The sequence below is a fragment of the Streptomyces sp. NPDC107521 genome, assembly GCF_055598485.1.
Window position 1 is genome coordinate 112,462 of the sequence record NZ_JBVKAT010000022.1, and the last position, 7,141, is coordinate 119,602.

Here is a 7,141-nt window from a genome sequence, read left to right on the forward strand (position 1 = left end):
GCCCCGGGGCCGGCCCCGCCCTCGCCCTCACCCCCACCCCCACCCGCCTCCACCTCCGCCTCCACCTCCGACGCACCCCGAACCGCACCGCACCCGCACACGTCGGCCGACGTGATCCGGTGCGGGCCGACGGGCAGGCGCGGCGGGCCGGGCGGCGGCCCCCGCCCGGCGGTCCGGGCCGGGTCTCCCCCGCCCCGGAGGGCCGAGCGAGTGCCGGTACGCACGGACCCCCGAGCAGGGGCCGGTACGCGCGAACTGCCGGGCGGGGGCCGGTACGCAGGGGTCGGTCAGGGCACCAGGCCCAGGCTGAACGGGTTCTGCGGGGTGCCGCCGAGCAGATGCGCCCCGGCGGACTGGAGGATCTGGTCCTGCGCGATCACGTGCTGGCGCATCGTGGTCAGATCGCGCAACCAGCGGTCCAGCGGCGAGGGCCGGTAGATGGCCGCGGTCGCCATGAGGTCGTAGAGGCGGGTGACGATGCCGCGCGCCACCCGGAAGGCGTTGACCCGGGCGAGGACGGTGTCCACCCGCTCGTCGGGGAGCGGGTCGCGTCCCGACGCGAGGACGGCGCTCTGCCGCCGCAGGCTGCCGTAGACGGCGTGCCGGGCCGCGGACAGCTCCATCTCGCATTCGCCGACGGCCACTTGCACCCGGTAGGACTCGGCCCACGGGACGCCGGTGGCCCGCTCGACGCGCCCGGCGGTCAGTTCGCGCACGTGGTCCAGGGCGGCCCGCGCCACGCCGAGCGGTACCCCGGGCATGTTGCGCAGGATCGCCTCCGGGGTGGCGTACGGACCGGAGACGCGGGGGGAGCCGAGGCTGAAGGAGTGCCGCTCGGGGACGAACAGGTCCTCGGCCCGGTAGTCGCGGCTCCCGCTGCCGGCCAGGCCCGTGGTGTGCCAGGTGTCGAGGACCTCGAACTCCTCGCGGCGGGCGAGCATGATGCGCCAGAGGCCCGGCGCTCCCGGGGGCCCGGGTTCGGGCCGGCCGTCCTTGTGGACGAAACACCCGGCCACCACCCAGTCGGCGTGGGTGATGCCGCTGCCGAACGGCCAGCGTCCGGTCACCCGGTAGCCTCCCGGGACGCGGTCCGCCCGGCCCAGGGGCAGGATCAGCCCGGCGGTGACGGTGTCCGGGTCGCCCAGTTCGTCCCGGGCGACGGACTCGGGCAGGAACTGCGCGTACAGCGGGGTGTCCATGCCGATCATGGCGCACCAGGCGGCGGAGGTGTCGCCGCGGGCGAGGATCTCCACGAGGAGTGTCTGCTGGACGGAGTCGAGCCCCGGGCCGCCCCGGTCGACCGGTACGCCCATGCGGAAGACGCCCGCGTCGCGGAGCTGTTGGACGACCGTGCCGGGCAGTCTGCGGGCCTCCTCGATGTCGGGGGAGGCGGCCCGCAGCACCGGGACGAGTTCCTCGGCCCGCCGGAGCAGTTCCTCCGCCGTGTCCGGCGCGGTGGGGGTGCGCCCGGTGGCGGGCGCCTGGGGTGTGGCCATGTGCGTAGTCCCCTGTCTCATCCGGTGGTGCGACGGTGTTCCACGGTCAGCGGTAACGCCCGGGTGCGATGGCGTCGTTGGGGTCGAGGAGGGCCTTGAGCCGCCGGGTGAGGGCGACGGCGGCGGGGTCGGGGGCCAGCGCGTCGCGCTCACCGGCGTGGTCGACGTCCAGCCGGTAGGGAGTGAACCCGGCGGCGGCGTACGCCGCGTACAGCCGGTCCAGTGCCCGGTGGGCCCGCTCGGCGGCCTCCGTCTCGTGGGGGAACTTCATCGCCACCACGCAGTCGATGAGGTCGGGGCCGAGCAGGTGCAGGGTCGCCGAGAGCCGTACCCCGGTCTCCTCCGCCACCTCGCGGAGCAGCCCGTCCGCGCGGGCGACGGCGTCGCCGGCGAAGGGCAGCAGCGGCAGGAAGAAGAGGAATCCCGCGGCGCTGTCGACCTCGTGGGCCGGTACGCCCATCTTGTCCTCGAAGAGGCGGTCGGCGAGGTCGGGGTCGCCCGCGTAGGCGCGCTCCACCAGGCCGGTGATCTCGTGCAGGGGGTGGCCGGGGTCGGTGCCCTCGGTACTGCTGACATCGTTGAACAGGCCGCAGCGGTGGGCCTCGGCGGTCAGGACGGAGGTGAGCGCCTCCACCGACGCGGGGGTGCCGTCGACCGGGAGGTGCGCCATGTACGCGTCCCCGTCGCCGCCGTAGGAGCGTGCGGCGGCGGGATCATAGATCCTCGGGACGCCCCGGGTCAGCCCCTGGGCGACCCAGCGGCGCACGGTGTCCGTCACCGCGGCCAGGTCGGCGTGCCGGAAGGTCAGCCGGGTCACCCGGACGGCCTCGGGCCGTGGGGGCAGCCGGACGACGGCGGCGGTCACCACGCCCAGGTTGGACTGGACGAACAGGGGCAGCGCGGAGGGGCCCAGGCCGTGCGGGTAGAGCGGTGCGGTGCGGCCCGGGGCGGGCCACCAGCCGACACGGACCCTCTCCCCGCCCGGCAGGACCACCTCCAGCCCGGCGAGGTCCTCGGTGCGCTGACCGCGCAGGCCCACGCCGCGGTCCAGGGCGTTGCCCAGGACGCTGGTCGACGCGGCGGAGACGGTGACGTTGGTGATCCGGGGCGTGCCCTCCAGCAGCCGCGACAGCCCGCCCTGGGTGACGCCGGGCTCGATGACGGCCCATCCCGCGTCCAGGTCCAGTTCCCGGACCCGGTCGAGGCCGCCGAGGTCGAGCACGGTGGCGCCGTCCTGTGCCGGTTCGCGGGATCCGAGGCCCCAGTTCCGGCCGGTGCTGACGGCGTGCAGGCTCCCGGAGTCCGGCGTGCGGGAGAACAGCCCGACGATCTCGGCGACCTGCTCGGCGGTGGCGGGCCGCAGGACCGCCGCGACCCGGCGGGAGCGGAACAGGCTGGTGTTGGGTCCCAGCAGCCCGCTCTCCCCCGCCTCGTCCCGGGGGCGCAGCACCCTGTCCTCACCGAGGATCCGCGCGGCCTCCTCCAGGACGGTGCGCGTCTCCCCGGGCGGGGCGGCCGGCGGTCGGTCCACGGTCGTGGCGTGTTCGGGCATGGGGTCCTCCCTGGACGGTGTGGAGTCCCGCCGGATGAGCGGGCGGTGGAGGCCGGTCCGGGGCCGGATCGGTCGGGGCGCGGGGGCCGGTGCGGGCGGTACGGTCTGGGCGGTACGGGCGGGGGTGTCGTGCGCGGCCCGGCGGAGGAAGCGGTGGTGCCTCCGCGGCTCGGGCGGCGCAGTGCACCGTCGGCGGGTCGGTGCCGGTGGCGGGTCGGTGCCGGTGGCGGATCCCGTCCGCACGGGGTGCCGGCCGGGCCCGTCCGGCGGTCGGGGCGTTCCGGCCTCCCTCCCCGCCCGGGGCCGGGCCTCCCAGTGGGGTCCGGGGCGTTCGCGGCGCGCACGTCGGGGGCCCGCGCGCTCCGGGCGGCGACGGCGGGCCGGGTACGGGGCGGGCCGAGTCGTGACGGCGGGGCGGCGGTCCGGCCGGAGGGGCGGTCAACCGGCCGACGGTGCCGGTGCCGTGGCGGCGGTCGCCGTGCTCCGGTCCGCGCGTCCGGGTGTCCACCCCACCGGTCCTTGGGGCCGGGTGCCGCGTCACCGTGCGCAGATCGAGGTGCACTGCTCGTCCACTCCCTCGTGTGCGGAGCCCTTCGGGGCCCGGCGGTCGTCGTTGACCGTTGCGGAGGCCGGTACGCCCACGACGGTACGAACCGGGGCGGTCCCGCTGTGGTGCACGCGCGCATGCGCACTGGCACATTCGCGAATGGACGACCGGTACGGGACGGCGAAGTGCGCTGCCGGGCCGGGCTCTTGGCGGGTCCGGGCGGGCATGTGCCGTACGGGGCGGGGTGCCTGGAGGCGGGGAGGGAGACCGGGCGGCCCGTGCCGGTGGCCGCCCGGTCGCGGCCCTTCGGGGCGTCCGGCGGCCCGGCCGGCGACATCGGCCGGTACCGGTCGCGGCCCGCGGTCCCGCCGGTCACGGCCCGCGGCCCCCGCGCCGCCGCCTCCCGCCCCGGGCCGCCCGGCCCCTCCCGCCCACCGCGGGCGCCCCGGGCCGCGACGGGTGTCAGCGGTCGGCGAGGTGGTGCTGGAGGTCGATGTGGCGGAACTGGTACACCGCCCCGGCCTGCCGCAGGACGCCTCGGCGGTGGGCGTCCGCCAGGAACGCCATGAGGTTCCGGGGCAGTCGGCGGCGGGCCGCGAGATGGCAGCGGGCGAGGGCGAAGTGGCCCCAGGACGCGTAGGCGAAGGCCCCGCAGAGGCCGAAGGCGGGGACGAGGAGGACCGCGGCGGCCGTCGTGGCCGGGTCCGTCCCCGCGCCGCCGGACAGGGCGGGCAGGGCCAGGGCCGGGACGAGCCCGTAGCCGAACGCGAACTCGGCGAGCAGCCGGCCGAAGACCCGGCGGTCCCGGCGGAGCAGCGTCGCCGGTCCGACGGCGAGGGCGAGATCGGGGGACCGGGTCTCCCGCCCGGCCAGGAGCACGACCCCGCGCCCGAGCCACACGCCCGTCGCGGGGCCGAGGAGCAGGGCGGCCACCAGGCCGGGCACCGGACCGGTCCGGGCCGCCAGGACCAGGACGAGTCCGAAGCCCAGGGCCCACGCCAGCCCCAGGGCGAACCCCGCGCCGGACCACTGGAAGGCGACCGCCGGCAGCCGCCGGGGACTGCCACCGGTACGCCACCCCAGCAGGCCCGCGGCGAGACCGGCACCGGCACCGACCGTCGGACCGGCGCTCAGGGCACCGAGTCCTGCGGTGAACGCGGCGGTTGCCGCGAGGACGGCCCGGTGCGCATGCCGGCTCATGGCCGCGTGCAACTGCCACCAGGCCAGGTCCGGGGTGCCGCCGAGGGTGTGCTGCAGATGCCCGGCCAGATGGACCAGTGCCCGTTCCGCGCGCTCGGGGCCCCATCGGCCGTCCTCCCCGGGCCGGCGCCGGTAGAGCGCGGGAACGAACGCGTCGAACAGGTGGCGCTCGACGGCCGCCCTGGTCTGCAGCCGGTCCTCGTCGCAGAGTTCGGCGGGATCGGGCAGACCGGCCGGGTGCTCGCCGGGACGCGGGTTGTAGGCGGTCCGGGCGAGGAACACCATCAGCGGGGTGGCCAGTGCCTGCCCGACGGGGGCGCCGGAGCCGAGCCGGGTGAGGACGGGCTCCCAACGGGCGGCCGCGCCGCTCCCGCCACCGGCGTCGCGGCACAGATGGGCGGCGGTGTCGGCGGCCGTCTGGGGAAGGAGTTCGATGCCCGCCGCTCCGGCCGGGCACGCCGGGACCCCCGCCGGAGGACGCAGGGCCTGGCGGTACTCGTCGACGCGGCTGGTGACGACCACGGCCTGGCCGGGCGGCAGTGCCCGGCCGACGGCGTCGAGCGCCACCGCGCGGGCGCCGGGGGGAAGTTCGTCGAGACCGTCCAGGATCGGCAGGACCAGCCGGTGCTCCAGCAGCGCCTCGGCCCGGTTGATTCGGCCCATGGAGGCCGGGGCGGGACCCCGCAGCCCGGCGTAGTCCCGGGTGAGCTGCCGGGCGAGCCACGCGGGCAGGCTCTGCGCGGCCGGATTCCAGGAGGCGAGCGGGAAGAGCACGGGGACCGCGCCGCCCGGCTCGCGCGACGCGACCACCGCGAGCAGGAGGCGCACCATCAGCATGGTCTTCCCCGATCCCGGGGCGCCGAGAACGACCAGGCGCCGGGTGGGGGTCCGGCGCAGCAGGACGTCGGCGATGTCCGCACCCGTCCCCGCCAGGTCACCGGGGCTCGCCGCCCACCCCCGGGGGTCGGCGGGCGGCCCTCCCGGCCAGTTCGCCGCGATCGCCCGCAGCCGCGGCCAGTCCTCGGTCAGGTCCGGATCGGCCGGCACCCAGGACACGGGCAGGGGGTGGGGATCGTAGAGGCGGCGGAGGCGTGCCTCGGCCTCCCACTGGTTGCGCACGGTCACCGCCAGTCGGTCGGCGCACTCCGCGACTCCCCGGTCCTCCGACGCCTCCGCGCGGTCGGCGCGGAAGCCCTCCCACGCCAGGTACAGCCCCGCCAGCGCGGGCAGCAGGGTGGCCGCCGACTCGGCCGCTCCCGGGCCGCGACCGTGCGCCGCCCACAACGCGCCGGCCAGCCCGGTCAGCGTCAGGGCCAGGCAGATCAGCCCGGTGGGCCGGGTCCGTCCGGTCACGACGCGCGGACCGCGGAAGGCACCGGACGTCGCGACTCCCCTGTCTCCAGGGCCGGTTCAGGGCATCGGCCCAGGTCCTTGCGGAAGGCGCCGTACGGCGCGGCGTCCTGCCGGAAAGGGACCTCTTCGGCCGGTCGGGGCACCGGGCGGTCACCGGGACCCGCGGCTCGGGCCCCTTGGACCACGGGACATCCGCCACCGCCGACCCGTGCGGGGCGCTTCCCCGTCCCGTCCGCTGTTCGCTCCTGCCGCACATCCGCCCCCTGCCGTCGGCGCTTCCGGGCACCCCGCCGACTGTCCAACGAGGCGCCCGGCAGCGGGAAACGGCGGTGCGGATCGCTCCGGCATCCCTCTGCGGGGTGCGAAGTCCCCTGCGTCCGCGCCGAGTCGGGGAAGGGCTTGGACGACGGCGGGGATCCCGGCGCGGCCGGCCCGGGTGGACGGGGCACGACGGGCCGCGGGGTGGACGGGGCACGACGGGCCGCGGGGTGGACGCGGCGAGGTGCCGGACGGAACCCGGAACCCGGGACGGGTCCGCGTCGTCCCCGGTGGTGGGGGTTCCCGGGCCAGCCGATCGGATGACCCCCGGGTCGTCCGGCCGGTGCGCCGGGGGCAGCCGGTCCACCGACGGGGCGGAGGGGGTTCCGGGCACAGGATGGAGACCGGAGCGGGACAGCGGGAACCGGGGCCCACCGGGCCCGGCCGTCGCTCCGCACCCGCACCCGCGACCGGTGTCCGGACCGCCTTTCCCACCCCGTGGAGTTGGACTCTCATGAAGCACGCCAAGAAGCTCTCGAAGCGTACCCGTGTGATCACCGGCGCCTCCGTCGCCGCGGCGGTCGCCCTCGGCGGTGTCGGCGCCCACTCGGCCGGCGCCTCCGACACCACGCCCGACCGGGCCCCGGCCGCGGCGGTGGCGAACGTCAGGGGCAACACCACCACCTCGACCACCCACCTGACCGCCGACGCCGCCACCAAGGCCGCCCAGGCCGC

Annotated in this window: 3 protein-coding genes and 1 pseudogene; 1 reads left to right on the plus strand and 3 read right to left on the minus strand. The window is 77.3% G+C overall.

The window, feature by feature from the left end:
- Positions 1-287 precede the first annotated feature (287 nt).
- The 3 genes from ACZ7LB_RS26955 to ACZ7LB_RS26965 all read right to left on the minus strand — a co-directional run bounded on the left by ACZ7LB_RS26955 (position 288) and on the right by ACZ7LB_RS26965 (position 6,148).
- Complete coding sequence (locus ACZ7LB_RS26955; protein WP_471471815.1) at positions 288-1,496, minus strand: acyl-CoA dehydrogenase family protein; 1,209 nt, start codon at positions 1,494-1,496, stop codon at positions 288-290.
- Between the two features lie 46 nt (positions 1,497-1,542).
- Positions 1,543-3,048, minus strand: a complete 1,506-nt coding sequence (locus tag ACZ7LB_RS26960) for an FAD-binding oxidoreductase (RefSeq protein WP_471471816.1) — start codon at positions 3,046-3,048, stop codon at positions 1,543-1,545.
- 1,009 nt (positions 3,049-4,057) lie between these two features.
- Complete coding sequence (locus ACZ7LB_RS26965; RefSeq protein ID WP_471471817.1) at positions 4,058-6,148, minus strand: NACHT domain-containing protein; 2,091 nt, start codon at positions 6,146-6,148, stop codon at positions 4,058-4,060.
- A gap of 772 nt (positions 6,149-6,920) precedes the next feature.
- On the opposite strand from ACZ7LB_RS26965, the pseudogene ACZ7LB_RS26970 reads away from it, so the two are divergent.
- Positions 6,921-7,141, plus strand: a pseudogene (locus tag ACZ7LB_RS26970) (heme-binding protein); the annotation flags it as partial.